The following is a 25,678-nucleotide window of genomic DNA, read 5'->3' as shown; positions in this document are numbered from 1 at the left end:
ATCGGTGGGTTCAGGCTCCTTGGGCAACCGCGCCTTGTCCTCCTTCACCCTAGATGAAAAATGGAGCCTACCTCCCGCCAAGTTGTTGCGCGAGCATGAAGCCCGACGCCGCCCCGGTGCCGGCGCCGGGCCATGTTGCCGCCCCGGTCAGGTGCAGATTGCCGACCGGCGTGTTCCAGCCAGCGTAACCGCGCGCCGGCCGGAACAGGAAATTCTGCGCCAGATGATGGCTGCCGCAGATCTGGTCGCCGCCGACAAGGTTCGGGTTCTCGCGTTCGAGGTCGATGGGCGAGAACACGGCGCGGCCGAGGATCTTCCGACGAAGGCCGGGCGCATAGCGCTCGATAATGTCGAGGACGCGCTCGGCGTAGTGCTCCCTAGCCTCGTCCCAGTGACCCACCGCGATCGTGCCCGCCGCATCGCCTGCAATCTCGGCTGGCAGCATGCGCACCTGCACCCAAAGTACGTGCTTGCCGTCCGGCGCGCGCGAGGGATCGACGGCCGTCGGCTGGCCGACGACCAGCACCGGTTCGTCCGGCAGCACCCCTGACATCGCCTGCTGATAGGTCCAGGACATGGCATCGAGCGACGGCGACAGATGCACATAGGCGAACTGCCGAAGCTCGGCACCGGCGCGCCAGTCCGGCAGGTCGTCGAGCGCCAGATGGATCATCAACGTCCCCGGCGCGTGGCGGAATTTTTTCACGGCCGTGTCGAAGCCGGTGTCGCCGGATCCGTTAGGCAACAGTTTCCCGGTCAGCGCCTTGGGCGCGACACCGGCGATGACGGCCTTGGTGGCGGTGTGGGTCTCGCCGGAAGTGAGCCGCACGCCGGTCGCTTTGCCGGCCGAAACCGTGATCTCGGCGACATCAGCCCCAGTGACGATCTTGCCGCCGGCGGCCGTGAGCATGCCCGACAAAGCGCGGATAATCGTGTCGGCGCCGCCTCTGCCGAGCACCATGCCGAAGCACTGGTTGGCCATGGATTCGAGGTAAGGGAACACCGCGCCGCCGGCGATGTCAGGCGCGAAATCGAGATGCATGCCCCAGGTGGCCAGCGTCGCCCTGACATGCGGTGACTCGAAAGTATCCTCGAGCCAGGCGCGGGGTGACGAAAGCAGCAACCGACCTGTATCGAGCGCGCCGGCAAAACCCTTCTTGCGCCAGAGGTTCCAGGCGGTGCCGGCGAGCGCACGGCCGCTCATCGGCGAGCCCAGCAGCCGGAACAGATGCTCGGCCTCCGCCGGGAATGCCGCAACCAGACGGCGCCATGTCTGTGCGTCGGCGTCGGAAAAAGCGGCCATGCGCGAGGCGGTCACTTCCAGGTCGCTGCTGACGCCGAACCAGCGACCGTCGGGGAAGGCGCTGGCAAAACAGTCGGCCACCGGCACGAATTCCAGCCCGTGGGTTTTCAATTCATTTGCATATTTCTTGTGAAAGGCCGAGCCGGCGAACAGGCTGAGATTCATCGCGCCGAAATCGTGCCGGAAGCCCGGAAGCGTCAATTCGCGCGTCTGAACGGCGCCGCCGATCGTTGCATTACGCTCGAAAACTGCGATTTTCCAGCCTTTGAGCGCCAGATGCGCGGCGCATGCCAGACTGTTGTGGCCTGCCCCGACAAATATGGCGTCGAACTCGCTCACGCCCCGTCCCATTTCCTTTATGCTTAAAGATAATTGCAGATGCATATGTTTTCGTCTAGTAGGATATTAAGGGCCGCGAGAGCCTTCAGCACCATCGAGAAAGAGGGAACAGAGACCATGGACACACAACAACTTTTAGGCGAAGTCGCCGGCCAGCTGCTTTCAGGCGCCATTCAGGTGGTCGACCTGACGGCGCCGCTCGGGCCCGACACACCGCTGATCAAGCTGCCGCCGGAACTGGCGGTCGACACGCCGAAGATCGAGATCCACGCCATCTCCGCCTATGACAAGAACGGTCCGTGGTGGGCGTGGAACTGGCTCAAGCTCGGGGAGCATTCGGGCACGCATTTCGACGCGCCCAACCACTGGATCACCGGCAAGGATTATCCGGACGGCGCCACCGACACCATTCCGGCGCAGAACTTCGTCGGACCCGTCAACGTCATCGACTGTTCCAAGCAAGCGGCAGCCGATCACGATTTCCTGCTCACCGTCGATCACATCAAGGCATGGGAAGCCGAACATGGCGCTATCAACCCCGGCGAGTGGGTGGTGATGCGCACCGACTGGTATAAGCGCAACGGCTCGGAAGCCGAGTTCCTCAACGCCAATGAGACCGGACCGCACACGCCTGGCCCGACCGCCGAAGCCATCCAGTATCTGATTAGCAAGGACATCAAGGGCTGGGGCAGCGAGACGATCGGCACGGATGCTGGAAAAGCAGGGGGAATGGAGCCGCCGTTCCCGGCGCATAGCCTGATGCACAAGGCTAACCGCTACGGTCTCGCCAGCCTTTGCAACCTCGACCGGCTGCCGCCGAAAGGCGCGATCCTGATCGCGGCGCCGCTCAAGATCGAGCACGGCACCGGCAGCCCGATCCGCGCGTTGGCGTTGGTGCCAAGGCAATAGGGTAGCTGCGGTCTTCGGGAGAAGATCATGTGTGGAAGTGGCACTGTGGTGACGGAGTGGGAGCGGCAGCCTTGCAAAGCTGCGGCTCTACGGCGCCGTAGAGCGCCAATCTCTGCAATTGAACTCCTGCCGGCTAGGAGCACGCATCGATGAGCGCTCCCGATCACATCGTCGTCGGCAGCGGCATCAACGCGCTGGTCTGTTCGGCGATGCTTGGCGGCAAGGGGGCGAAGGTGCTGGTGCTCGAGCGCAACGACCGCATCGGCGGCTGCATGCGCACCGAAGAAATCACCGCGCCCGGCTTCATCCACGACGTGATGGCGACGACCTTTGTCCTGTTCATCACCTCGCCGGCCTATGCGGCGCTGGGCAAGGATCTGGCGCGGCACGGCCTGGAGTTTTGCAACACCTCCACGCCGACCGGTGTGCTGCGCCCGGACGGCAGCCATGCCGTCCTGCGCACCGATCGTATCGCCAATGTAGCGGCGATCAATGCGCTTGCCGCGGGCGACGGCGACCGGCACGCAAACGATGTCGGCGAGATCGAGCGCAACGCCGGTCTGCTGTTCGGACTGCTCGGTGGCAGCCTGTGGTCCTACCCGACGGCCAGGCTGCTGGCGGGTGAAGCCTGGCGGCGCGGCCCGCGTGGCCTTGCCGCCTTTCTCGGCAGCGCGCTGGTGCCGGCGCGCGGTTGGCTGGAAAGCACCTACCAGTCGGAAACCATGCGCGCGCTGTGGGCGCCCTGGGTGCTGCATGCCGGCCTCGGGCCTGAGGACGCGTTCTCCGGCCAGATCGCCAAGGTCATCGCCTTCGCGCTTGAGGCGGCCGGCGCGCCGATCGTCAAGGGCGGTGCCAGGAATCTGCTGGCCGCCTTCGAAGCCCTGATCAGGGAACGTGGCGGCGAAATCCGCACCGGCGCCGACGTCGCGGCTATTGTCCAAAGCGGAGGCCGCGCCGCCGGCGTGCGGCTGGCTTCGGGCGAAACGATCAACGTGAACAAGAGCGTCATCTGCTCGGTCACGCCGACCCAGCTCTACGAGCGGCTGCTCGGCGACGCGGCGCCGAAAGCCGACGTCGAGGCAGCGCAAAAATACCGCTACGGCAAGAGCAATTTCCAGATCCACTATGCCTTGGACAAGCCGCCGGCATGGCGCGGCGAGGGCCTGGACAAGGTCGCGCTGCTGCATCTGACGCCGGGGCTCGACGGCGTCTCGAAGGCCTGCAACGAAGCCGTGCGCGGCATGCTGCCGGAGGTGCCGACCATGTGCGTCGGCCAGCCGCACGCGCTCGACCCGTCGCGCTGCCCGGACGGCAAGGCGGTCCTGTGGCTGCAACTGCCCGAGGCGCCACGGCATATCAAGGGCGATGCCGCCGGCAAACTGCAGACACCGGCAGACGGTCGCTGGACCGAGGCGCTGCGCGAAGCCTATGCCGACCGTGCCGAAGCGATCCTCGCCAGCCATATCGATGGGTTCAAGGACAGCGTCATCGCACGCCGCGCCTGTTCGCCGGCCGACCTGGAAGCGATGAACATCAATCTGGTCGGCGGCGACCCCTATGGCGGTTCCTCGGCTATCGACCAGTCGTTTCTGTGGCGGCCGTTCAAGACGAGCCGCAATCACGCCACCGGGGTCAGGGGTCTGTACCACATCGGTGCCTCGACCCATCCGGGTGCTGGCTTGGGCGGCGGCTCCGGCTTTCTCCTGGCGGGGAGGCTGTGATGGAACAGAAGGTTGAAAAGCGCCAGCGCATCTCGACTTTGGGCCAGATCGGCCTGCAGCAATTCGCGCCCTATCTGATGAACCGCATCATGGGCCGCTACAACGCCACCTTGCGTGACAATTTCCGCAGGCAGGGCCTGACCATTCCGCAGGTGCGCACGCTGGCCGTGTTGTCGGTCACCGATGGCGTCACCGTCAACGATCTCTCGGTCTATACCGTCATCGAGCAGTCGACCTTGAGCCGGACGCTCGACACGCTGGAGGGGCAAGGGTTTGTGCGGCGCGAGCAGGGGGTCACCGACAGCCGTATCCGCCATGTGTTCCTGACCGACGATGGCCGCGCCGAGTTCGCGCGCGCCTGGCCGGCCATGCACGACGCTTTCGAGGCAATGTTCGACGATGTCGACGATGCCGAATACGCGGCGCTGATCGCGACATTGCAGAAGATGCTGAAGAACATTCGCAAGCACGACATCTGATCTTACGCGCCGCCATCGGGGCGGTAACGGAAGGAGCCCAAAATGGCCGAACGGTCTTTTGCCAAGGAAGTCGAAAAGCTCAGGCTCGGCGCCGGCGAGGAGTTTTCCGGCGAAGGCATTCTCGCCATCACCAAGGCGCTGCTGCAATGCGGCGTAGGCTATGTCGGCGGCTATCAGGGCGCGCCGATCAGCCATTTGATGGACGTGCTGGCCGACGCGCAGGATATCCTGGGCGAGCTCGGCGTGCATTTCGAGGCGAGCGCCTCGGAGGCGACCGCCACCGCTATGCTTGCGGCATCCGTGCATTATCCTATCCGCGGCGCGGCGACCTTCAAGTCGACGGTCGGCACCAATGTCGCCTCCGACGCGCTCGCCAATCTCGCTTCCGGCGGCGTCACCGGCGGTGCATTGATTATCGTCGGCGAGGATTACGGCGAAGGCTCCTCGATCATGCAGGAGCGCAGCCACGCCTTTGCCATGAAGAGCCAGGTCTGGCTGCTCGACCCGCGACCGAACCTGCCGTCGATCGTCAAGGCGGTGGAGGACGGCTTCGAGCTGTCCGAGGTTTCCAACACGCCGGTCATGCTGCAGGTCCGTATTCGCTGCTGCCATGTCCACGGCCATTTCATCGCCAAGGACAACAAGCGCCCGGCAATGACTGTGGCCGATGCGCTCGAGGCGCCGCGCCGCGACACCGGCCGCATCGTGCTGCCGCCCGCGTCCTTCCTGCACGAGAAGGAAAAGGTGCAGAAACGCTGGCCGGCGGCGGTGGATTTCATCCGCGCCAACAAGATCAACGAGTTTTTCGGCCCGGAGCATGGCTCGGTCGGCATCGTCATGCAGGGCGGCATGTACAATTCGGTCATCCGGGCGCTGCAGCGGCTCGGCCTCGCCGACACTTATGGCGACACCGACGTGCCGCTCTATGTGCTCAACGCCGTCTATCCCTTAGTCGACGACGAGTTCCTGTCCTTCTGCGAAGGCAAGGACGCCGTTCTCGTCGTCGAGGAAGGCCAGCCCAACTACATCGAACAGGCCTTTGCCGCGATGCTGCACAAGGCCGGCCGCGGCACCAGGCTCGTCGGCAAGGAACATCTGCCTATGGCCGGCGAATATACCGGCCAGGTGATGCTCGACGGCATCGGATCGTTCCTGCGTGCCACCATCCCGCATCTGCTGCCAAGCGAGGTCCGCGCGCCGAACAAGATCGGCGACGGGCTCGACGCCGCCGACCTGATCAACGTCGTCCCGGGCCGCCCGCCCGGCTTCTGCGTCGGCTGCCCGGAGCGGCCGATCTTCGCCGCCACCAAGCTGGTCGAGCAGGAGCTGGGCAAGCACCACATCGCCTCCGACATTGGCTGCCATCTGTTCTCGATCATGCCGCCTTTCGAGCTAGGTGCCACTACCATGGGCTACGGGCTGGGGCCGGCCTCGGCTTCGGCGTTCAATTCGCCCGATGCCAAGCGCCGCTCGATCTCCTTCGTCGGCGACGGCGGCTTCTGGCACAACGGCCTGACCTCCTCGGTCGGCAATGCCGTGTTCAACAAGAATGACGGCGTCATCGTCATCGTCGACAATTTCTATTCGGCCGCGACCGGAGGGCAGGACATCCTGTCGTCCCGCGCCGGCAACAAGACCAAGTCGACCAAGCACCCGATCACCGAGGCGGTGAAGGGCATGGGCGTCAAATGGCTGCGCCACATCGACCGCACCTACGACGTAACCAGAATGCAAGACACGCTGCGCGAGGCGCTGACGACGGACGAGAAGGGCCCGAAAGTCATTGTCGCGTCGTCCGAATGCATGCTCAACCGGCAGCGCCGCGAAAAGCCGCTGGTCGACAAGGCGATCAAGGGCGGGACGCGCATAGTCAAGCCGAAATTCGGTGTCGACGAAGATATCTGCACCGGCGACCATGCCTGCATGCGGCTGTCCGGCTGCCCGTCGCTTTCGGTGAAGTCGCTGGACGACCCGTTGCGCGACGATCCGGTGGCGCATATCGACCAGAGCTGCGTCGGCTGTGGCAATTGCGGCGAGGTTGCCGATGCGGCGGTGCTCTGCCCGTCCTTCTACCGCGCCGATGTCGTCCACAATCCGAGCCGCTGGGACCGTTTCCTTGAAGCCGCGCGTCGTGCCACGATCAGTCTCTTGCAGCGGCGCCGTGAAAGCCGGCGCCTGATATTCGCCGATGCTTGACGCCGTTCCATCAACCCGTTCAAAGGCCGGCGCGCCGGACGACGAGCGCGTCATCAAGCTTGCCGTGCTGGCTGTCGGCGGCCAGGGCGGTGGCGTGCTGGCCGACTGGATCACCGACGTCGCCGAGCGCAACGGCTACGTCGCGCAATCGACCTCCGTTGCCGGCGTCGCCCAGCGCACCGGCGCCACCATCTATTATGTCGAAATGTGCCGCGACACCGGCCGCCTGCCGGTCTTCGCGCTGTCGCCGTCGCAGGGCGACGTCGACATCCTGATTGCGGCCGAACTGATGGAGGCCGGCCGCGCCATCATCCGCGGCTTCGTCACGCCCGAGCGCACGACGCTGATCGCCTCGTCGCACCGCATCGCCGCGGTCTCGGAGAAGATCGAGCCCGGCGATGGCCGCGCCTCGTCCTCGAAGGTGCATGCCACGGCGGAAGCCGCGGCCAAGCGCTTCATCGCCTTCGATATGGAGAAGATCGCCGCCGACAATGGCTCGATGATCTCGGCCAGCCTGCTCGGCGCGCTGGCCGGCTCCGACGCCTTGCCGTTTACACGCGAGAGCTACGAGCAGGCGATCGGCGCCGGCGGCCGCGGCGTCAAGGCCAGCCTCGCCGCATTCGGCGTCGCCTACGATCGGGCGCGCGGCTTCGCGAGTGCGCCTTCGGGCGACAAGACTGCAGGGCCGGCGGCCGCTGAAACCGCCTCGGGCGCCGCGACAGAAGTCAGCGGCCCGGAAAGCCTGTTAAAAGGCTGGCAATCGCTGGCCGCCCGGGTCGATGCTTTGCCGGCTCCTGTCCGCGACATGGCGCTTCGCGGCCTGAAAAAAGTGGTCGACTATCAGGACGTTGCTTATGGCGGCGAGTATCTCGATAGGCTCGACCAGGCAGTCGCGCTGGACGATGCCGAACACGCCTACGCTCTGTCGATCGCCGCCGCCAAGCATCTGGCCAACGCCATGTGCTACGACGACATGATCCGCGTCGCCGACCTGAAGACGCGCTCGAGCCGCGACCGACGCGTACGCCGTGAGGTCGGCGTCAAGGACGGCTCGGTCCTGCAGGTGACCGAATATTTCCACCCGCGCATCGAGGAATTCTGCGGCACGCTGCCGGCCGGGCTCGGCAGCTACATCGAGGACCGGCCGAAGCTCGCCGCCTTTCTCGACCGCCGCATCAATCGCGGCCGCCGCATCCGCACCGACAGTTTCGCCGGCTTTGCCGCTTTGTGGTTCATCGGCGGCCTGCGCCGCTGGCGCCGCCGCCTGCTGCGCCACAAGGTCGAGACCGCGCATCTCGAGCGCTGGTATGCGCTGGCGCTGGGCCAAGTCGGCCAGGACTACGCGCTTGGTACGGAGATCCTCAACTGCCGCCGGCTGATCAAGGGTTACAGCGACACCCACGCCCGCGCCCAGTCGAAATTCGACCGGGTGCTGTCGGCGCTCGACCAGCTCAAGGGCCGCCCGGACGCCGCAGACTGGATCCGGCGCCTGCGCGAAGCGGCGCTGAAGGACGAGAAGGGTGACATGCTCGACGGCGCGCTGAAGACTGTGGCGTCGCTGGGCGACAATCCGGTGAGGTGAGGCGCTCGTTCAACCCCGGCTGCAACTCAGTCTGGCGCCCATTTCGCCTTCGACGCGGCAGTCTGCACGGTGATTCTGAGGCCGATGATCTCGGCGATCGCGGCTTCCAGCACCAGAATGATCGTTTCCTTTCCCACATCGTCGAAATTTTCGGCGACATAGCTCAGGTCGCTCAGGATGTCGTCTTCCTCTTCCATGATTTTCTTCCCCTGTTGAACGTCAGGCCGGAACAGCCGACGATGAGATGGGCTTGGGGCTGGATCTATGGAACGCGTTTCTTTCGCCACTGTCACCAAGGAAGTGAAGGCTATCCTGTCCGCTTCGCCAGGTCTTGCCGACGGCTTGCAGCCGTGGCGGTCTGCCTGTTCTGTGGCCTTCGTGCCTACGGCAGCAGCAAACATATCTGCTCCAGGACAAATGACGCCCGGTTCCGAGCGGCTATTTGCCAAACATCCCCGGCCATGTGAAACGACTGTGTTGCACTCATTGCCTGCTGTTGTACCTTCAATATTCTGGAGGCGCGGGCTTGATGCTGCTTGAGCGAGAGGACCCACTTGGAGCTTTGTTGGCCGCGGCCGAGAGAGCTGCAGCCGGACATGGCGGGACCGTGCTGGTGCACGGCGAGGCGGGCCTGGGCAAGACCTCTCTGCTGCGCGAATTCGCGGAAAACGCCGACCGGGACTGCCGGGTGCTGTGGGGCTGGTGCGAGGCGCTCTTCACGCCGCGCCCATTGGGCCCTCTCCAGGACATGGCGCACTTGCTCGACCCGCGCGTGGCGGCGCTGCTTGAGGAAACCGCTGCGCCGGAGCGGCTTTTCCCGGCATTGCTGAATGCGCTGCAGCGCGCCAAGGGCACGACCGTGCTCATCTTCGAGGACATGCATTGGGCGGACAATGCGACGCTCGACCTCGTAAGATATCTCGGGCGCCGCGTCTCCCTGCTCCGCACCATGCTGGTGCTGAGCATGCGCAGAGAGGATTTGAACGCCGATCACCCGCTGACCCACGTGCTCGGCGATCTTCCCGCCGCCTCGGTACGCCGCGTGACGCTTAAACCGCTGTCTCCCCAGGCGGTGACAATGCTGGCCGAACAGGCCGGCCGTTCCGCCGACGGGCTTTATCGCATTACCGAGGGCAATCCCTTCTTCGTTACCGAGCTCCTGTCCAGCAGCGAGACCGAATCGACGCGTGTGCCCGATTCCATACGCGACGCGGTGTGGTCGCGCCTGTCGCGCCTGACGCCTGGAGAGCGCGACGTCCTGGAGGTCATGAGCATCATGCCGGGCAGCGTTGAGCCGTGGCTGATCCGGGCCCTTCTCGGGGCCGAGGCCGAAGCGCTCGTCGATCGATGTGTCGTGCGCGGATTGCTGCGGCGGGACGACCAGGGCGCGCTGACATTTCGCCACGAGCTTGCCAGGGAAGCGACGCTCGACCGGCTCTCCCCCTCTGTGCAACGCTCGCTCCATGCGAAGGTCGAAGCGGCACTCTCGGAAGTTCCGGCCTCGCAGGCAAGCGCTCTGCTTTCGCGCCGCGTGCACCACGCCGGCGGCGCCGACAATGGCGAACGCGTGCTCGAACTCGCGCCGCTCGCCGCCAGCCAGGCCGCGCGTCTGGGGGCGCATCGGGAGGCGGCCTCGCATCTGGCGACCGCACTCAGATATGTCGACCAGGCCCCGCCGGAGCTGGCCGCGCAACTCCATGAGGACTGGGCGTACGAGGCCGGGTTGGCGCTGCTTGTCTATGACGCCATCATCGAGGCCCGGCATCGCGCCATCGCTATCTGGCGGCAACTGGGCCGGATCGACAAGGTAGGCCTTAATCTACGCTGGCTGTCGCGCCTGCACTGGCGGCGCGGCGAAGGCCCGCAAGCGGAGGAATATGCGGACCAGGCCGTGCGTGAGGTGGAAAGCCTGCCGCCCGGTCCCGAGGTGGCAATGGCCTACAGCACGCGCTCGCAGCTCCACATGCTGCACTATCGTTTCGATGAGGCGATCGAATGGGGCGAGCGCGCGATCAGTCTGGCCGATCGGCTGGGCGAGGTCGAGACGCGTGTTCACGCCCTCAACAATGTCGGAACCGCGCTCATGTTTGCCAACCGCCCCGGCGGCGTTGAGCGGCTGGAGGAAAGCCTTGCCCTGGCGCTCGAGCACGGGCTCCACGACCATGGGGCGCGGGCCTATACGAACTTTGCGGAATGCGCGGTGGTGGCCAAGGACTTCGAGCTGGCGGAGCGGCTGCTGGCCGAAGGCATCGCATTCTGCACCAGGCACGACCTCGATTCGGCGGCGCAATACCTGCTCGGCCGGCAGGCGCAGCTTTGCATGGAACAGGGCCGGTTTCGCGAGGCCGCAACCATCGCTCAGGGCGTCATGAATGTGGAACGCCTGCCGATGGTGATGCACTTGCCGGCGCTCACCGTGCTTGGCACGGTCCGCGTAAGGCTGGGCGAGACCGACGGCGTCGACCTTTTGCAGCGCGCGCTTGTGGAGGGCCAGACGACCGGCGAGCCGCAGCGTATCGTCCCGGTTCGCCTGGCGCTGGCGGAGGCGGCCTGGCTTGCCGAGGATGTCGGCGCCAGCCACGCGCAGCTTACCGAGCTGGCGGCTATGAACCTCGACAATTTCCGCCCCCGGGACCTTGGCGAATTGTCGGTCTGGTGGCGTCGATGCGGAATGCCCGGGTCGCTGCCGGCGCAATCGGCGCCGATTCCCTCGCCCTGGTCCGCCGAGCTTCTCGGCGATCCGCAGGCCGCCGCGGCGGAGTGGACGCGTTTGTCGCTGCCCTACGAGGCAGCGCTTTCCCTCATGCAGGTTCGTGGGGCGGATGCGGGGGCGGCGCTCGCTCGCGCCGTGGCGATGCTCGACCAGATCGACGCGCCCGCGGCCGCGGCGCTCGCGCGCAAGCTTGCGCAGCGTCAGGGCCTGTCAGGCCTGCTGCCGAAGGTGCAGCGCGGACCCTATGCGGCAGCCCGCCGCCATCCGCTCGGCCTGACACGGCACGAGCAGAAGGTGCTCGCCCTGATCGCCCAGGGCATCAGCAACAAGGAGGTCGCGCGACATTTGTCGCGCTCGCCCCGCACGATCGAGCATCACGTCTCCTCGCTGCTCGGCAAGCTCAATGCCGCAAACCGCATGGAAATCCTCCTGCGCCTGCGAGGCGAGCCGTGGCTGTTGACGGGCACTCATCCGCTGGAATCGCACCAGACTGGATCATGATCCCAGCCGATTCTGTCGGGATGGAACAGGCTCTGGGCAGTTCCCACAGCAAAATTTCCGCGAAAACTGGGAAATCGACCGCCTAAAAATGGGTAGCGGTACCGATTTGCACGCCCGCCGCTCCGCGTAGGCTTCTGCTCGCAGCGTGGATGGACCTCCCAACACCACGACGCCTTCACGATCCGGGGGAAAAGGCGGGCAACGGCGGCGGAACGGGGGCCGCCGCCGGCGTCCGTCGCTGGGGCGGATCGTACCAGGAGCAGGGGCGATGTCGGCAAGCGAAAAAGCGGATGCCCAGCGGCGCTGGCCAGGACAACGATTGGCACAAGCGGTCGCGGTGCGGCTTTCAGGACCCGGAGGCTGTTATATTGCCGGCAATGTGCTGGGCCTCGGCATGGCCATGTTCATGCAGATTCGGCTGGCGTTAACCGAGGCGAGCAGCACTTTCGCCGCGCCTCTAATTTTCGGCCACGACCTCGCCGGCGGCTGGAACTCACTGGCGCTGCTGGTGGCGAGCGCCATCTTCTTGCGCAGCGGCGAGGAGTATCATCGCGCCCTCAGCAACGGACATCTCGACCCGTCGGCAATACAGCGCGCAGATTTTCTGTCCGGCACCGGGTCATTGGTGCTCGGGTCAAGTCTGCTGCTCGTCGGCAATCCAATCCTGGTCGTGACATCGGGGTTGCTCCATGCCGTGGGCAAGTTCGGCAGCGCCTTCAGGCTCGGCGCGCATGGCGTGGTGCTCTTCGGCCTTAAAGTGCCGGAGCTCTTCCGCCTTTCGGTACTGCTCAGCCGCTTTCCGGCAATCATCGTCACGGCGACCGAAGTCGCCCGCGTCATTGCTGACGCTCGCACCGATCAGATCCAGGCTCTCGCAATGCCTGCGACGCTTCTCGTCTGTTACCTGCTTTGGGCACGCGGGGATATTCTTCTATTTGGAAAGTAAATCCGAAAACATCTAAGCATTTTAGCGTCGCATGGTGAGAAATATGGAGTGGGAGCGCGACGGTGATTCTTCTCTAATCTGTAACCGGCGCAGCAAACGGGAGACTGGCATGTCAAGTTCGCTTATTCTGTCGACGGCGATGCTGCAATTCCTGGCGGCATATACGGTGATCATGATCACGCCAGGCCCTATTGGCCTCGCGACCGGCAGCCTTGCCTCCTTGCACGGCTTTGGCAGGACGATCCCGCTGGTGACCGGGATCGGCGCCGGTACCGCCGTGCTGGCGGTCCTGGTGGCGTTTGGCGCCGTTCATCTTTCCGGGTCGCTGTCGGTGCCGGCGGTCAAGATCGCCGGTGCGGCCGTCCTGGGCTGGATGGCCCTGCGCATCGCCAGAACGGCGCCGCCGGCCATCGGCGAAGCGCCTCGGCAGGCCGGATTGTTTGCCGGCGGGTTTCTCATCAGCATTCTCTCGCCTGAAACCGCCACTTTCTTCGCCGTCGCCTTCATGGGGCTGATGCTGCCGATCCGGACCTCGAACGAGATGCTGATGGTCGCGGCCATCGTCGCCATCATCGACATAGGCTGGTACGGATTCCTGGCCGTAGCGCTTTCGCGTCCTCTCGTGCGCGCTGCCGCGGTGCGGCATCATCGCGTCATCTGTCGGGCGGCGGGGATCGTGCTGGCAATGCTCGCCCTCGTCTCGGTGGCGTCAGCTTTTCCACTCGGCTGAGCGCTGGTTGAAGCAGGCGCGCGGGATTTGGTGCCGCTTAGGTGACTCGAACACCTGACCCCATCATTACGAATGATGTGCTCTACCAACTGAGCTAAAGCGGCCCGGGAAGCCGAGCTTCCAAGATGGGCTGCGTGATAGACGCAACCGGCCGCGAATTCAAGATGGCAGTCGCGATTTCAGGACGAGGCAATTGGTGCCGCCTCCGGCCGGGCGCAAGGGCAGCCGCCGCGCGGATCTGCCGTTGGCCGCGTGATGCCGTCCCGTCCGCCACGTTGGCGGTGGCGGGAAAATCAGCGAAAAATGTTGATTCCTTTACCGAAAACCGCCGAAATGAGCTTTGTGCCCCTCGGCAAGGCAGAATGCGGCCGCTCGCTTGTTGATTGATTGGTCGCCTGCGGCTAACGATCATGGCAATGTGAGTGAAATTGCAGAGGGAATTCGCTTGGACGCGATCGAAAAAGCGATCCGCAATGCCTTCGAGAAAGGCAATGCCGACGACCGGGCGTTTCGCGAGCGGGTCTATCGATCGGCTTTCGCGGCACTCGACCGTGCCCTGCAGGCCAATCCAAACGTCACGGTGGAGGTCGCCATCAAGCGGCGCAAGGCGGTCCAGGCGAAGATCACCGAAATCGAATCGGAATTCCTGCCGGCGGTTGCCGACGTCGCCGCGCCGACCGACAGTTTGGAGGCAGCACCGGAGGTGGAGCCCCCGGCCGAAGCTGAAGCCGCGCCGTCGCCCGATGTCGTCGTTGACGGTCCGGCGCAGCCGCCCGAATCCGATGCGCCGCGGTCGCGCGTCCTGCCGGTCGTTCCCGACATCATGCCCGATGCGCCTGTTGCCGAGGCGCCCGTGATCGACATGGGGGCCTCGGTTCCGACCGAAGCCGACGCCGAAACGGACGACGCGGAAGTGACGCCCGACCGCGACGACCGGCGGGCGAGGCGGCGGCGCCTGCCCTTGACCGCCATCTTCTTCGGTGTGACGCTGCTCGCAGCCGCCGGCATCGGCCTTTATTTCGCCAACCAGACCGGCGTCTTCAAATCGGCGACCGAGCTCGACACAGCGCCACCGGAAGCGCCGCCAACGGTCGACGGCGATGATTTCACGCCGGACGACACCGCTTCGCCGCCGAAGCAGGGCGAGGCGGACCAGGCGCACGACTGGATCAACGTCTTTTCGCCGGGTGACCCGACGCAGGTCAATGCACCGTCGGACACCAAGGCCGACGTCATCCAGGACGAAAGCGGTTCCTTCCTGCGCATCCGCTCGGGGGCATCCGGCTCGGCCATCAGCTTCGACGTCGGACAAGGCGTGCTGGAAAAACTGGCCGGCAAGCATGCCACATTCGACATCATCGCGCGCTCCGAGGAGGGCCAGGAGACGCAGATTTCCGTCGATTGCAATTTCGGCGAACTCGGCGACTGCGGCCGCAAGCGCTATGCCGTCGGTCGCGAGCGCAATGAATATCTGTTCGACGTGCGCTTTCCCAACAAGCGTCCGGGCGCTGCCGGCACCATCGCCATTAATTCCGACTTCGACAAGCAGGGCAAGTCGGTCGACATCTACGAGATCCGCGTTTCTGTCGTTCCCTAAAGCACGTCGCGTTCCGGCCTCATGCGACGCGCTTCAGGTTCTTGTTTTGATGCATGTCGTTACCGCAAAACCGCTGCACTCTTTTTTGCGCGACATGCATTAACTATCGAGCAGCGCCTGCAGCGTCTCGATGCGGTCGGCTTCGGCCGCCGGCTTGTCCCAGCGCAGCCGCGAAATGCGCGGAAAGCGCATGGCGACGCCGGATTTGTGCCGCGTCGAGCGGTTGAGCCCTTCGAATGCTACCTCAAGCACCAGCCCGTTCCTGCGGTCGGCACGCACCGAGCGGACCGGGCCAAAGCGCTCGATCGTATTGTCGCGGACATATTTGTCGATCTGCCTCAGTTCCTCGTCGGTGAAGCCGAAATAGGCTTTTCCCACCGGCACCAGCTCCTCCGATCCTTCCGGCCCGGACCAGACGCCGAATGTGTAGTCGGAATAGAAGCTCGAGCGTTTGCCGTGGCCGCGCTGGGCATACATCAGCACCGCGTCGACCGTGTGCGGATCGCGCTTCCATTTGAACCACGGGCCCTTCGGCCGCCCGGCCACATAGGGCGAATCCCAGCGCTTCAGCATGACGCCTTCGATGACCGGATGCAGCGGCTTGCGGCGCAATTCCTCCAGCGCCTGCCAGTTGGTGAATTCGACCAGCGGCGACAGATCGAAGCGGCTCGGATCGAGCGTCCTGACGAAGGCCTCGAGCCGGGCGCGCCGTTCGCGGAAGGGAAGTCCGCGCAAATCCTCGTCACCAATCTGCAGCGCATCGTAGCAGCGCATGAAGGCGGGGTATTGCTGCTGGATCTTGGGTGACACGGTCTTGCGGTTCAGCCGTTGCTGCAGGTCCGAGAACGTGCCCGTCGCCTGCCTGGGGTCTCCGACCAGAAGCTCACCGTCGAGGGCGCCTGAAAAATCCATCGCCTCGGCAAGATCCGGAAAGGCGCCGGAGACGTCGTCACCGGTGCGCGAATAGAGCCGGCGAATGCCGCCTTCGCAAGCCGCCTGGACGCGGATGCCGTCCCATTTCCATTCGGCCGCGTAGTCGGCCGGGTCGAGCTTTTCGAGGTCGCCGTCGCCGACGGCATTCGACAGCATCACCGGCCTGAACAGCGCCAGCGCCGTCTTCCTGGGTTTTTCCGCTTTACCCTCCAGCCAGGCGAACAGCCCGATATAGGGCGGCGTCAGCCCGTGCCAGAGTTCCTCGATCTCGGCGATATCGACCTTGCCGAAATCGGCTAGCGCCTGCTTGGCCAGCCGCGCCGAGACGCCGATGCGCAGGCCGCCGGTGACCAGCTTTATGATGGCGAAGCGCGCCGAACTGCTGGCGCTGTCGAGCAGCCGGGCCAGCACCTGCGGCCCGTCGGAGCGGCTCGCCGCCTGCAGCTTGGCCACCACCTCGGCCAGCGTCGGCGCGTGGTTCGCAATATCGAGAGGCGATTGCGGCCAGACCAGCGACACGGTCTCGGCCAGGTCGCCGACATAGTCGTAGGAATAGCCGAACAGCACCGGATCCATGCGCTCGATCACCAGCGTGCGCAGCATCGCCGGCTTGACCGCGGCGATGGACAGATCGCCGGTAATGGCCGCCAGCGCCAGGCCGCGGTCCGGATCCTCGACGCTGCGGAAATAATCGGTCAACAGCGTCAGCTTGCCGTTGCGCGACGGCGTCAGCACCAGCCGGTCGAGAAGCTCGGCGAAGCGGTTCATGGAAGGGGCGACGCCAATGAGAAAGGCTTGCCGCAGAGCGCCATACCGGCGATTGCTGGATCCAAAAACACCATCAATCGCCCTCGTCCTCATAACCAACCAGATGCAGCGGCCTGGCGGCGATGCCTTCGAGTTCGCACCAGCGCACCAGCGCCTCCTCGCGGCCATGCGTTACCCAGATTTCTTCGGCGCCGGTCTCCTTGATCGTCGCCGTCAGCTCGTCCCAGTCGGAGTGATCGGAGATGATCAGCGGCAGCTCGACGCCGCCCTGCTTGGCGCGCTGGCGGATGCGCATCCAGCCTGAGGCGAAGCACGACATCGGATCGGGAAAACGCCGCGCCCAGCGATCGGCGAAGGCGGATGGCGGGCCGACGACGATGGCGCCGGCAAAGTCGCTTTTTTGGTCGGTCTCGACGGTCGCCGGTTCCAATGTGCCGAGATCGATGCCCTGGCTCTGGTAATATCCGCTGAGCTTGGCCAGCGCGCCGTGGATGTAGATCGGCTTTTCGTAGCCGGCATCGCGCAGCAGCCGCATGACGCGCTGCGCCTTGCCCAGCGCATAAGCGCCGACCAGATGCGTTCGCTCGGGAAACTGCTCGGTCGATTTCAGCAACCGGGCGATCTCTTCGCTATCGGGCGGATGCCGAAACACCGGCAGGCCGAACGTCGCCTCGGTGATGAAGACGTCGCATTTGAGCGGCTCGAACGGCTCGCAGGTCGCGTCCTTCTGGCGTTTATAGTCGCCGGACGCGACGATGCACGTGCCCTGGTGCGCGACCTTGATCTGCGCCGAGCCAAGCACATGGCCAGCCGGGTGAAAGCTGACGGTGACGCCGCCAAGCGCAATCGTCTCGCCGAGCACGGCGGCTTGCGTCGTTCCGGCAAAACTGTCGCCGTGGCGCAGCCCCATGATGTCGAGCGTCTGCTGCGTCGCCATCACCGAGCGGTGGCCGGAGCGGGCATGGTCGGAATGGCCATGTGTGATCAGCGCCCGGTTGACCGGCCGCACCGGGTCGATGAAGAAATCGCCGGGCGGGCAATACAGCCCTTCCGGCCGGGGATGAAGCAGGTCGCTGGCGCGCATGGCCCCAAGATAGGCGCTAATTCCGGCGCGGGAAGCCTGTTATAAGTCACTGCTGACTCCAGCATAGAGCGCAAGCCGGCTGCAAACACCCGGCGGAACCCGATCGCATGAAACCGCTCCAGACCTCGTCCGGCGATTTGACCGCCGACCGCCGCGCCGACTATGCCGAAATGCTCTATGCATCCGGCGATCATGCGGCAGCGGCGGAATTGCTGCTCGGCGCGCTCGAACTGGCGCCGCAATGGCCAGCCGGCTGGTTCCGCCTCGGCGAGATGCAGGAAGCGGCGGGCGCGCGCGATCGTGCCGCGCAGGCCTGGACGACGGCACTGCGGCTGGACCCGGCGGACAGGCTTGGCGCGGTGCTCAAGCTGCAATTGATCGGTATGGCGGCGGCGGCACAGGCGCCGCCCAGCGCCTTCGTCGAGACGCTGTACGACCACTATGCCGGGAGTTTCGAGGGTGAACTGGTCGACAGGCTCGGCTACCGTCTGCCCGAATGCCTCGACCGCGCCATCCGGGCAGCACGGCCGGGCCGGTTTTCGCTGGCGCTCGATCTCGGCTGCGGCACCGGCCTCATGGGCCAAAAGCTGCGGCCGATCGCCGACCGGCTGGAGGGTTACGACATCTCGGCCGGCATGCTGAGGCAGGCGCGCGCCAAAGGCGTCTACGATCTGCTCGTCAAGACGGACCTGCAGGATTTTTGCTATTCTGGCCCGAAAGCCGATCTGGTGACGGCGGCCGATGTGTTCATCTATGTCGGCGCACTCGAAAAGGTGGTGAACAAGATTGCCGGAATGCTTGCCGGCGGCGGTCTGTTTGCGTTCTCCGTCGAGACGCTCCCGGGCGGAGAATCGTCTGACAGCGCCGGCTTCGCCCTGCAGCCGTCGCGCCGCTACGCGCATTCGCAAGGCTATGTAGAGCGGGTTCTGGATGCCGACGGCTTTTCGATCCTGTCGCTGCAGGCAACGATCATCCGGCAGGATCGCCGCGAACCGGTCGAAGGGCTGGCCGTAGTGGCAAGCTTGCTTTCCGGCAGCGTAAAATCTGGCTAAGACTTCTGCCGCTGCGCATGAGAAGCCGCAGCTGCGAAAGACAAGGAGCACGTTCATGCGCTGGAACATGACGGTCTTGGCATCTTGCCTGGCGATGGCCGGCTGCGTCGGCAATTCGATGTCCGAACGGCAGGACGAAAACGTCCAGTCCTCGCTGCTATATGACAAGGTGCCTTGCGATCAATTGCTGGCGCAACGAAACGGCCTGGCGCAGCAATATCATCTGCCGGTGGACGCCAAGCCGTCCTTCTCCAACCCGGCGACGGGCTTTGGCCCGTTCACGCCGGATATGCGCTCGAAAGCCAAGCGCGAAGCCGACCAGGCAAGCGGCAAGATCGACGCCATGAACCGGTCGATCAGCCGGCGCGAATGCGGCAAGCCGGCCAAACGGAACAAGCTCGGCCTGACCTGACCGGATCTTAATCCGCCACCTTCCACTGCTCGCGCGAGGCGCTGGCGGGATAGACGCCGAGGATGCGCATTTCGCGCGAGAAAAAGCGCAACTCGTCAAGTGCCAGCTTCACCAGCGGATCGTCGGGATGGCCCTCTATGTCGGCGTAGAACAGCGTCGCCGTAAACGCGCCGAGCTGGTAGCTTTCCAGCTTGGTCATGTTGATGCCGTTGGTGGCGAAGCCGCCCATCGCCTTGTAGAGCGCCGCCGGCACATTGCGGACGCGGAAGATGAAGGTCGTCATCATCCTGGCGTCGGCCGAGGGACGTTCAGCCCATTGCTTGTTCTTGGTCAGCACGACGAAGCGGGTGACGTTGCTGTCGGTGTCCTCGACATTCTCCTCGATGATGTCGAGCCCGTAGAGCGTTGAGGCCAGCGCCGGCGCCAGCGCGGCCATGGTGCGGTCCTTCATCGCGGCGACCATCTTGGCGGCGCCCGCGGTGTCGCCGGCCACCGTCGCCTTCCAGCCGTTCTTGCGGATGTATTTGCGGCATTGGCCGAGCGCGTGGATGTGGCTGTGCACGGTCCTGATCTCGTCGCGCCTGACGCCGGGCAGCACCATCAGCTGGAAGTGGATCGGCAGAAAGTATTCGCCGATGATGTGCAACTTCGATTCCGGCAAGAGGTGATGGATGTCGGCGACGCGGCCGGCAATGGTGTTCTCGATCGGGATCATCGCCAGATCGGCCTTGCCGGTCTCGACGGCGTTGAAGGCGTCCTCGAAGGTCGGGCACGGCAACGGCTCCATCGACGGGAACATGTTGCGGCAGGCGGTGTCGGAATTGGCGCCCGGCTCGCCCTGGAAGGATATTTTGTTGGTCTTTTCAGGCATGCGCGGGGTCTCGGGAATTGGGGGAAGAATTTCTTAGTTGGAAAGGTGCGCCCTGGCGCGCTCGAGATCGTCCGGCGTATCGACGCCAAGCGGCACCGACTGCACGATCTCCGCATCGATGCGCATGCCGGCCTCCAGCGCCCGCAACTGCTCCAGCCGCTCGCGGCGCTCCAGCGGCGACGGCCTCAGCGCAACGAAGCGTTCGAGCGCGGCGCGGCGATAGGCATAGAGGCCGATATGATGGTAGAGCGGGCCTTCGCCCCAAGGGGCGGTGGCGCGGGTGAAATAGAGCGCCCTGAGCCGCGTCGTCGAGAGTGGCGAGCCGACCAGCTTGACGACGTTCGGATTGGTCTTTTCCTCGTCGCGTACGATCTCGACGCAGAGCGTGGCGATATCCACCGCTGCGTTCTCGAAAGGCTTCAGCGCGGCGCCGATAACAAGGGGGTCGATGGTCGGCAGATCGCCCTGCACATTGACGATGGTCTCGACGCTGTTGCCAGGGTCGAGGATGGTCAGCGCTTCGAAGATGCGGTCGGAACCGGTTTCGTGGTCCGCCCGCGTCATCACCGCCTCGAAACCATGCGCGCGCACCGCCTCCGCAACGCCTTGCGTGTCGGTGGCGACGACGACCCGGCCGAGCCCCGCCTCGGCAGCACGGCGGGCGACGTGGACGATCATCGGAGTGCCGGCAATGTCGGCCAGCGGCTTGCCCGGCAGGCGCGTCGAGGCCATGCGGGCCGGGATCAGGATGAGCGTGGACATGAGGCGGGCAGGGGCTCGAAAAAGAGGAGGACAAAAGTGGCAAAAGGTCTCACTGGCAGCGCCCTTATAGGTGTTGCAACGCCGGAGCAAAAGACCTAGTTTCCGCGCGATTTGACCGCCTCGCAGGGTGGTTCACGATACCGACGGACGGAGTGGACGGATCGGTCCGCCGGAAAAGGGAGCCTGGGGCGTATGGATTCCAACGAAGTCAACAAGCTACTCGCCGGCTTTCTCGGCACGGTGTTCATCGTCTTTTCCGTTGGCATCGTATCCGACGCGCTGTTTGCCTCGCCGGCGCCAGAAAAGCCCGGCTTCGCCATCGAGGCGACCGAGCCCGCCGAAGGCGGCCCGGCCGCTCCCGCCGCGGCCGTGAAGCCGATCGCCGAGCTGCTGACCACCGCCAACGCCGAAGCGGGCGCCGCCATCTTCAAGAAATGCCAGGCTTGCCACTCCGGCGAAAAGGGTGGCCCCAACAAGGTTGGGCCCGATCTCTGGGACATCGTCGACCGTCCGGTCGCCGAGCATGAGGGCTTTGCCTATTCGGCCGGCATGAAGGAGTTCTCCAAGGGCGGCAGCGAGAAGTGGACCTACGACAATCTCAACCACTTCATCACCTCGCCGAAGAAGTTCGTGAAGGGCACGGCGATGGGCTTCGCCGGCCTGCCGAAGCATGAGGACCGCGCCAACGTCATCGCCTATCTGCGCACGCTGTCGGACAATCCGAAGCCGCTGCCGGCGCCCGGCGCCTCGGCCGAAAACGCGCCCGCCAAGCCGGCCGAAGGTGCAGCCCCTGCCAAGCCGGCAGAAGGCGCGGCGCCAGCCGCCCCGGCGGCGCCCGCAAAATAACAAAACTGTAATGACATTATCCTTGAAAAAGCCGGGTTCAGCCCGGCTTTTTCGTTAGGAAAAATGCATATGCGACGACAAAGCCGCTCGGTTGCGGTTTTCAGCGCCGCCAAATGATCTAGATTGGGCCCCAGACGCTATGGTGACGGCGCTATATCGCGAAGAGGAGAACGCATGACGGTTGGCCGAGCGCGGACGCTTCTGAAATCGGTGCTGTTTGTGGCTGCTTTTGCCGGCGGCCTGCAGGCGGCCTTCGCGGACGAATGGCGCACGACCTCGTCGCTGATCGGCGAATCCAAATACGGCGATAATTTCCAGCACTACGATTACGTCAATCCGGATGCACCGAAGGTCGGCACAGTGAACTCAGTGGTGCTCGGCACGTTCGACAGCTTCAATCCTTACATCGTGCAGGGTTCGCCGGCCGCCGGCTTCGCGCAGTTCGGCGGCGGCCTGCTCTACGACACGCTGATGGAGCAGGCGACGGACGAGGGCAGCACCAGCCATACGCTGATCGCCGACGGCTACAAATATCCGGCCGACTATTCCTCGGCGACCTACCGGCTCGATCCACGGGCCAAATGGCATGACGGGCAGCCGATCACCACCGAGGACGTGATCTGGTCGTTCCAGGTGCTGAAGGCCAACAGCCCGATGTACAGCCGCTATTTCGAAAACGTCACCGACGCCGTCGCGGTGTCCGACCGCGAGGTCGAATTCCACTTCAGCCAGAAGGGCAACCGGGAGCTACCGAAGATCATCGGCGATCTCGTTGTGCTGCCCAAGCACTGGTGGGAAGGCACCGACGCCAACGGCAAGAAGCGCGACGTCACAAAGCCGACGCAGGAGCCGCCGCTCGGCTCCGCCGCCTACAAGATCGCCAGCTTCAAGCCTGGCTCCGAAATCATCTGGCAGCGCGTGCCCGATTACTGGGCGGCCAAGCTGCCCGTAAAAATCGGCCGCGAGAATTTCGACAGGCAGCGTTTCACCTATTTTCTCGACGACAATGCCGCCTGGCAGGCCTTCACCAAGGGCGGGCTGGACGACATCAAGCCGGAGAACAGTTCGAGGCGCTGGAACACGGCCTATAATTTCCCGGCAGTTCAGGCCGGGGACGTCATCAAGAAGGAATTCAAGACCGCGTCGCCCGAACCGATGCAGGCCTTCATGCTCAACACCAGGCGCCCGCTGTTTAGGGATCGCCTGGTGCGCGCCGCGCTGATGTATCCGTTCGATTTCGAGACGATGAACCGGACCCTGTTCTTCGGTTCCAACACCCGCACCAGCAGCTATTTCCAGGGCACCGAACTGGCGTCGAGCGGCCTGCCGCAAGGCAAGGAACTCGAAATCCTCGAGCAGTACCGTGACAAGCTGCCGCCTGAAGTCTTTACCCAGGAATTCAAGCTGCCGGTCTACGACAACCCGCAGGCTGAGCGCAAATACCTGAAGACCGCGGTCGATCTGTTCGCCAAGGCAGGCTGGATCATCAAGGGCGGCAAGATGGTCAACGCCAAGACCGGCGAACCGTTCAAATTCGAGATCCTCGGCTGGAACGACACCGACCAGGTCATCGCCAGCCCGTATATCGCCAATCTGCGCAAAATCGGCGTCGACGCAACGCTGCGCCTGATCGACCAGACCCAGTATATCAACCGAGTCACCCACTTCGACTTTGACGTGGTCACTTCGATACTCGGGCAGTCGGACTCTCCCGGCAATGAACAGCGCGATTTCTGGAGCTCCAAAGCCGCCGATACGCCGGGATCACGCAATTACGCCGGCATCAAGAATCCGGTCGTCGATGCGCTGGTCGACCGCATCATCTTTGCCACCGACCGCGACGATCTGGTTGCCGCCACCCATGCGCTCGACCGGGTGCTGCTGTGGAACTACTATGTCGTGCCGCAATATTACCGCGCCGTGGTTTGGCTGGCCTACTGGAACAAGTTCGGTATGCCGGAGAAGCAGCCCGCCTATAGCGGCGTCGACCAGAATTCCTGGTGGATCGACCCGGTCAAGGAAAAGGCACTGGCGGCCAAATACAAGAGTGGCAATTGATGACGGCGCTGCCCCGTCGCGACTTCCTCGCCCTGGGCGGTGCCGCCGCGGCCGCGGCGCTGCTGCCCGGCCGGGCTTTCGCCGCCATCCCGACCGGCGTGAAACTGCACGGCCTGTCGGCCTTCGGCGATCTCAAATATCCTCCGGATTTCGCGCATTTCGACTATGTCAATCCGGACGCTCCCAAGGGCGGCCGGATGAATTTCGCCCCGCCGAACTCCACCCTCAATCAGAGCTTCCTGACTTTCAACACGCTGAACTCGCTGGTGTTGAAAGGGGATTCGCCGCCGCGCACCGAACTCTGTTTCGATTCGCTGATGGCAAGGGCAGTCGATGAGCCGGATGCGGTCTACGGCCAGCTTGCCGAATCCGTTACCTTGTCGCAGGACCGCAACGGCTTCCGCTTCAGCCTGCGGCCACAAGCGCGTTTCCATGACGGCTCGCCGCTGACCGCCGAGGACGTTGCCTTCGCCTTGAACCTCTACAAAGATCGGGGACATCCGAACCTTTCCCAAGCGCTGCGGCACATGACGGATGCGGTCGCAATCGATCCGCTTACAGTCAGCCTTACCTTCAACGGCCAACAGTCGGCGCAGAATATCCTCGCGATCGTCGTAATGCCGATCGTGTCCAAAGCCTTCTACACGGCCAATGATTTCGACGCCTCGACGATGACCCCACCGCTCGGTTCCGGGCCGTACCGAATGGGGCGGGTGGTGGCCGGGCAGACCATCGAATATGAACGCGTCGCCGATTATTGGGGCCGCGATCTGGCCGTGAACCGCGGGCTTAATAATTTCGACCGCATCCGTATCGATTTCTACCTTGATCGCCAGGCAGCGTTTGAAGCGTTCAAGAAAGGGGATACGCATTTTCGCGAGGAGTTCACCGCGCGGGTATGGGCGACCGGCTACGACTTTCCAGCGCTGAAGGATGGCAGGGTCGTCAAACGCGAATTTCCCGGCGAGAAAACGCCATCCATGCAGGCTGTCGCACTCAATCAGCGCCGTCCGCAGTTCCGCGACGTTCGCGTGAGACAGGCAATCGCCTATTGCTTCGACTTCGAATGGACCAGGCGGGTTCTGTTTTTCGACTCCTACGAGCGTTCGCAATCGAACTTCGAGCGGTCGGACTACAAGGCCAAGGGCCTGCCCTCACCCCAGGAATTGAAACTGCTGGAGCCGTTTCGAGCCGAGTTGCCGCCGGAGACCTTCGGCGATCCGGTGATGCAACCCGTCTCCGACGGTTCGGGCCACGACCGCAAGCTGCTGCGCGAGGCTTCGAGACTGCTTGCCGAAGCCGGCTGGAAGCGAACGGGCAATTTCGTCGTCAATGACATGGGCGACCGGCTGCGGGTGGAAATGCTGGCCGAGGACGATGGCCTCGTTCGCATCTTCCTTCCGTGGTCCGAGAATATGAAGGCGATCGGCATCGACGCTTCGGTCCGGCAGGTCGATTCGGCGCAGTTTGAAGCGCGGCAGAGCAATTTCGACTTCGACTTCAACATGCTCGCATGGTCGATCGGAGCGACGCCAACCGCCGATGGTTTGGAGATCCTCTACAATTCCCGGATGGCGAAAACGCCGGGGATGCGCAACTATCCGGGTACGGAAAGCAAAGCCATCGACGCGCTGATCGAGGCAGTCGGCAAGGCGCAGAGCCGGATCGAACTCGTCACCGCGCTCAACGCGCTCGATCGGGTCTTGCGCGCGCGGCTAGACTGGATTCCAACATACCATCTGGCGAATCACCGGGCTGCCTTCTGGGACATGTTCGGCTTTCCCGCTCAAAAGCCGGATTACGACTTTCCGGTCGAGACGTCGTGGTGGTTCGACAAAGACAAGGCGGCAAAAATTGGCAAAGCCTGAATTTCTTG

20 protein-coding genes and 1 tRNA gene are annotated in these 25,678 nt (G+C 64.3%); 14 read left to right on the top strand and 7 right to left on the bottom strand.

Features of this window, described 5'->3' with window-relative positions; translation table 11 throughout:
- Positions 1-67: 67 nt before the first annotated feature.
- Positions 68-1,642 carry a phytoene desaturase family protein gene (locus tag NKH99_RS00645; RefSeq protein ID WP_353011980.1) on the bottom strand — a complete coding sequence of 525 codons (1,575 nt, stop codon included), beginning with the start codon at positions 1,640-1,642 and terminating at the stop codon, positions 68-70.
- Positions 1,643-1,759: 117 nt separating this feature from the next.
- Here NKH99_RS00645 and NKH99_RS00640 point away from each other — a divergent pair, with 117 nt between their 5' ends.
- The 5 genes from NKH99_RS00640 to NKH99_RS00620 all read left to right on the top strand — a co-directional run bounded on the left by NKH99_RS00640 (position 1,760) and on the right by NKH99_RS00620 (position 8,529).
- On the top strand, positions 1,760-2,551 hold the full coding sequence (locus tag NKH99_RS00640) for a cyclase family protein (RefSeq protein WP_352540480.1): 792 nt from the start codon (positions 1,760-1,762) through the stop codon (positions 2,549-2,551).
- 149 nt (positions 2,552-2,700) lie between these two features.
- Positions 2,701-4,272, top strand: a complete 1,572-nt coding sequence (locus NKH99_RS00635) for a phytoene desaturase family protein (RefSeq protein ID WP_352921861.1) — start codon at positions 2,701-2,703, stop codon at positions 4,270-4,272.
- Complete coding sequence (locus tag NKH99_RS00630; protein WP_023676846.1) at positions 4,272-4,751, top strand: MarR family winged helix-turn-helix transcriptional regulator; 480 nt, start codon at positions 4,272-4,274, stop codon at positions 4,749-4,751. Before NKH99_RS00635 ends, NKH99_RS00630 begins: the two co-directional genes overlap by 1 nt.
- A 42-nt stretch (positions 4,752-4,793) precedes the next feature.
- The gene (locus NKH99_RS00625) at positions 4,794-6,947 is read left to right on the top strand and encodes a thiamine pyrophosphate-dependent enzyme (RefSeq protein ID WP_353011977.1); all 2,154 of its coding nucleotides are present in this window, start codon (positions 4,794-4,796) and stop codon (positions 6,945-6,947) included.
- Positions 6,940-8,529: an indolepyruvate oxidoreductase subunit beta family protein gene (locus NKH99_RS00620; protein ID WP_353011974.1), complete on the top strand. Its 1,590-nt coding sequence runs from the start codon at positions 6,940-6,942 to the stop codon at positions 8,527-8,529. Before NKH99_RS00625 ends, NKH99_RS00620 begins: the two co-directional genes overlap by 8 nt.
- A gap of 26 nt (positions 8,530-8,555) precedes the next feature.
- Here NKH99_RS00620 and NKH99_RS00615 read toward each other — a convergent pair whose 3' ends face one another.
- Positions 8,556-8,930: a hypothetical protein gene (locus NKH99_RS00615; protein ID WP_353011971.1), complete on the bottom strand. Its 375-nt coding sequence runs from the start codon at positions 8,928-8,930 to the stop codon at positions 8,556-8,558.
- Between the two features lie 128 nt (positions 8,931-9,058).
- Here NKH99_RS00615 and NKH99_RS00610 point away from each other — a divergent pair, with 128 nt between their 5' ends.
- From NKH99_RS00610 to NKH99_RS00600, 3 genes are all read left to right on the top strand, one after another.
- Complete coding sequence (locus NKH99_RS00610; RefSeq protein ID WP_353011966.1) at positions 9,059-11,743, top strand: ATP-binding protein; 2,685 nt, start codon at positions 9,059-9,061, stop codon at positions 11,741-11,743.
- Between the two features lie 379 nt (positions 11,744-12,122).
- On the top strand, positions 12,123-12,689 hold the full coding sequence (locus tag NKH99_RS00605; protein ID WP_353011963.1) for a hypothetical protein: 567 nt from the start codon (positions 12,123-12,125) through the stop codon (positions 12,687-12,689).
- A 109-nt stretch (positions 12,690-12,798) separates the two neighbouring features.
- A complete protein-coding gene (locus NKH99_RS00600) occupies positions 12,799-13,419 on the top strand; it encodes a LysE family translocator (protein WP_352969843.1) in 621 nt (206 codons plus the stop codon).
- A 28-nt stretch (positions 13,420-13,447) separates the two neighbouring features.
- Here NKH99_RS00600 and NKH99_RS00595 read toward each other — a convergent pair.
- Positions 13,448-13,523, bottom strand: a tRNA-Thr gene (locus tag NKH99_RS00595).
- Positions 13,524-13,864: 341 nt separating this feature from the next.
- Here NKH99_RS00595 and NKH99_RS00590 point away from each other — a divergent pair.
- Positions 13,865-15,016 carry a hypothetical protein gene (locus NKH99_RS00590; protein ID WP_352767107.1) on the top strand — a complete coding sequence of 384 codons (1,152 nt, stop codon included), beginning with the start codon at positions 13,865-13,867 and terminating at the stop codon, positions 15,014-15,016.
- A 99-nt stretch (positions 15,017-15,115) separates the two neighbouring features.
- Here NKH99_RS00590 and NKH99_RS00585 read toward each other — a convergent pair whose 3' ends face one another.
- Complete coding sequence (locus NKH99_RS00585; protein ID WP_353011960.1) at positions 15,116-16,717, bottom strand: cisplatin damage response ATP-dependent DNA ligase; 1,602 nt, start codon at positions 16,715-16,717, stop codon at positions 15,116-15,118.
- 73 nt (positions 16,718-16,790) lie between these two features.
- Positions 16,791-17,801: a ligase-associated DNA damage response exonuclease gene (locus tag NKH99_RS00580; protein WP_353011957.1), complete on the bottom strand. Its 1,011-nt coding sequence runs from the start codon at positions 17,799-17,801 to the stop codon at positions 16,791-16,793.
- A 107-nt stretch (positions 17,802-17,908) separates the two neighbouring features.
- Between NKH99_RS00580 and NKH99_RS00575 the strand changes: the two genes are divergently transcribed.
- Complete coding sequence (locus NKH99_RS00575) at positions 17,909-18,853, top strand: methyltransferase domain-containing protein (RefSeq protein WP_352770715.1); 945 nt, start codon at positions 17,909-17,911, stop codon at positions 18,851-18,853.
- A 55-nt stretch (positions 18,854-18,908) separates the two neighbouring features.
- On the top strand, positions 18,909-19,265 hold the full coding sequence (locus tag NKH99_RS00570) for a hypothetical protein (protein WP_352770717.1): 357 nt from the start codon (positions 18,909-18,911) through the stop codon (positions 19,263-19,265).
- A 7-nt stretch (positions 19,266-19,272) separates the two neighbouring features.
- Here NKH99_RS00570 and NKH99_RS00565 read toward each other — a convergent pair whose 3' ends face one another.
- Both NKH99_RS00565 and NKH99_RS00560 read right to left on the bottom strand, forming a co-directional pair.
- Complete coding sequence (locus NKH99_RS00565; RefSeq protein ID WP_023717847.1) at positions 19,273-20,136, bottom strand: prephenate dehydratase; 864 nt, start codon at positions 20,134-20,136, stop codon at positions 19,273-19,275.
- Between the two features lie 33 nt (positions 20,137-20,169).
- Complete coding sequence (locus tag NKH99_RS00560; RefSeq protein ID WP_353011954.1) at positions 20,170-20,898, bottom strand: 3-deoxy-manno-octulosonate cytidylyltransferase; 729 nt, start codon at positions 20,896-20,898, stop codon at positions 20,170-20,172.
- Between the two features lie 192 nt (positions 20,899-21,090).
- Here NKH99_RS00560 and NKH99_RS00555 point away from each other — a divergent pair, with 192 nt between their 5' ends.
- The 3 genes from NKH99_RS00555 to NKH99_RS00545 all read left to right on the top strand — a co-directional run bounded on the left by NKH99_RS00555 (position 21,091) and on the right by NKH99_RS00545 (position 25,670).
- On the top strand, positions 21,091-21,744 hold the full coding sequence (locus NKH99_RS00555; RefSeq protein ID WP_353011951.1) for a c-type cytochrome: 654 nt from the start codon (positions 21,091-21,093) through the stop codon (positions 21,742-21,744).
- A gap of 174 nt (positions 21,745-21,918) precedes the next feature.
- Positions 21,919-23,802: an extracellular solute-binding protein gene (locus NKH99_RS00550; RefSeq protein WP_353011948.1), complete on the top strand. Its 1,884-nt coding sequence runs from the start codon at positions 21,919-21,921 to the stop codon at positions 23,800-23,802.
- On the top strand, positions 23,802-25,670 hold the full coding sequence (locus NKH99_RS00545) for an extracellular solute-binding protein (RefSeq protein ID WP_353011945.1): 1,869 nt from the start codon (positions 23,802-23,804) through the stop codon (positions 25,668-25,670). Before NKH99_RS00550 ends, NKH99_RS00545 begins: the two co-directional genes overlap by 1 nt.
- The last annotated feature ends 8 nt before the right edge of the window (positions 25,671-25,678 follow it).

This window comes from Mesorhizobium sp. M0854 (assembly GCF_040319815.1).
Lineage (GTDB): Bacteria > Pseudomonadota > Alphaproteobacteria > Rhizobiales > Rhizobiaceae > Mesorhizobium.
Note: the sequence above shows the minus strand (reverse complement) of the source record. Positions and strands in the feature narration are given on the sequence as shown.

Excerpts from the sequence above, each read along its gene's own strand:
- NKH99_RS00640 (WP_352540480.1), top strand. The coding sequence starts at position 1,760 with ATGGACACACAACAACTTTTAGGCGAAGTCGCCGGCCAGCTGCTTTCA.
- NKH99_RS00635 (WP_352921861.1), top strand. The coding sequence starts at position 2,701 with ATGAGCGCTCCCGATCACATCGTCGTCGGCAGCGGCATCAACGCGCTG.
- NKH99_RS00630 (WP_023676846.1), top strand. The coding sequence starts at position 4,272 with ATGGAACAGAAGGTTGAAAAGCGCCAGCGCATCTCGACTTTGGGCCAG.
- NKH99_RS00625 (WP_353011977.1), top strand. The coding sequence starts at position 4,794 with ATGGCCGAACGGTCTTTTGCCAAGGAAGTCGAAAAGCTCAGGCTCGGC.
- NKH99_RS00620 (WP_353011974.1), top strand. The coding sequence starts at position 6,940 with ATGCTTGACGCCGTTCCATCAACCCGTTCAAAGGCCGGCGCGCCGGAC.
- NKH99_RS00615 (WP_353011971.1), bottom strand. The coding sequence starts at position 8,930 with ATGTTTGCTGCTGCCGTAGGCACGAAGGCCACAGAACAGGCAGACCGC.
- NKH99_RS00610 (WP_353011966.1), top strand. The coding sequence starts at position 9,059 with ATGCTGCTTGAGCGAGAGGACCCACTTGGAGCTTTGTTGGCCGCGGCC.
- NKH99_RS00600 (WP_352969843.1), top strand. The coding sequence starts at position 12,799 with ATGTCAAGTTCGCTTATTCTGTCGACGGCGATGCTGCAATTCCTGGCG.
- NKH99_RS00585 (WP_353011960.1), bottom strand. The coding sequence starts at position 16,717 with ATGAACCGCTTCGCCGAGCTTCTCGACCGGCTGGTGCTGACGCCGTCG.
- NKH99_RS00580 (WP_353011957.1), bottom strand. The coding sequence starts at position 17,801 with ATGCGCGCCAGCGACCTGCTTCATCCCCGGCCGGAAGGGCTGTATTGC.
- NKH99_RS00575 (WP_352770715.1), top strand. The coding sequence starts at position 17,909 with ATGAAACCGCTCCAGACCTCGTCCGGCGATTTGACCGCCGACCGCCGC.
- NKH99_RS00570 (WP_352770717.1), top strand. The coding sequence starts at position 18,909 with ATGCGCTGGAACATGACGGTCTTGGCATCTTGCCTGGCGATGGCCGGC.
- NKH99_RS00565 (WP_023717847.1), bottom strand. The coding sequence starts at position 20,136 with ATGCCTGAAAAGACCAACAAAATATCCTTCCAGGGCGAGCCGGGCGCC.
- NKH99_RS00560 (WP_353011954.1), bottom strand. The coding sequence starts at position 20,898 with ATGTCCACGCTCATCCTGATCCCGGCCCGCATGGCCTCGACGCGCCTG.
- NKH99_RS00555 (WP_353011951.1), top strand. The coding sequence starts at position 21,091 with ATGGATTCCAACGAAGTCAACAAGCTACTCGCCGGCTTTCTCGGCACG.
- NKH99_RS00550 (WP_353011948.1), top strand. The coding sequence starts at position 21,919 with ATGACGGTTGGCCGAGCGCGGACGCTTCTGAAATCGGTGCTGTTTGTG.
- NKH99_RS00545 (WP_353011945.1), top strand. The coding sequence starts at position 23,802 with ATGACGGCGCTGCCCCGTCGCGACTTCCTCGCCCTGGGCGGTGCCGCC.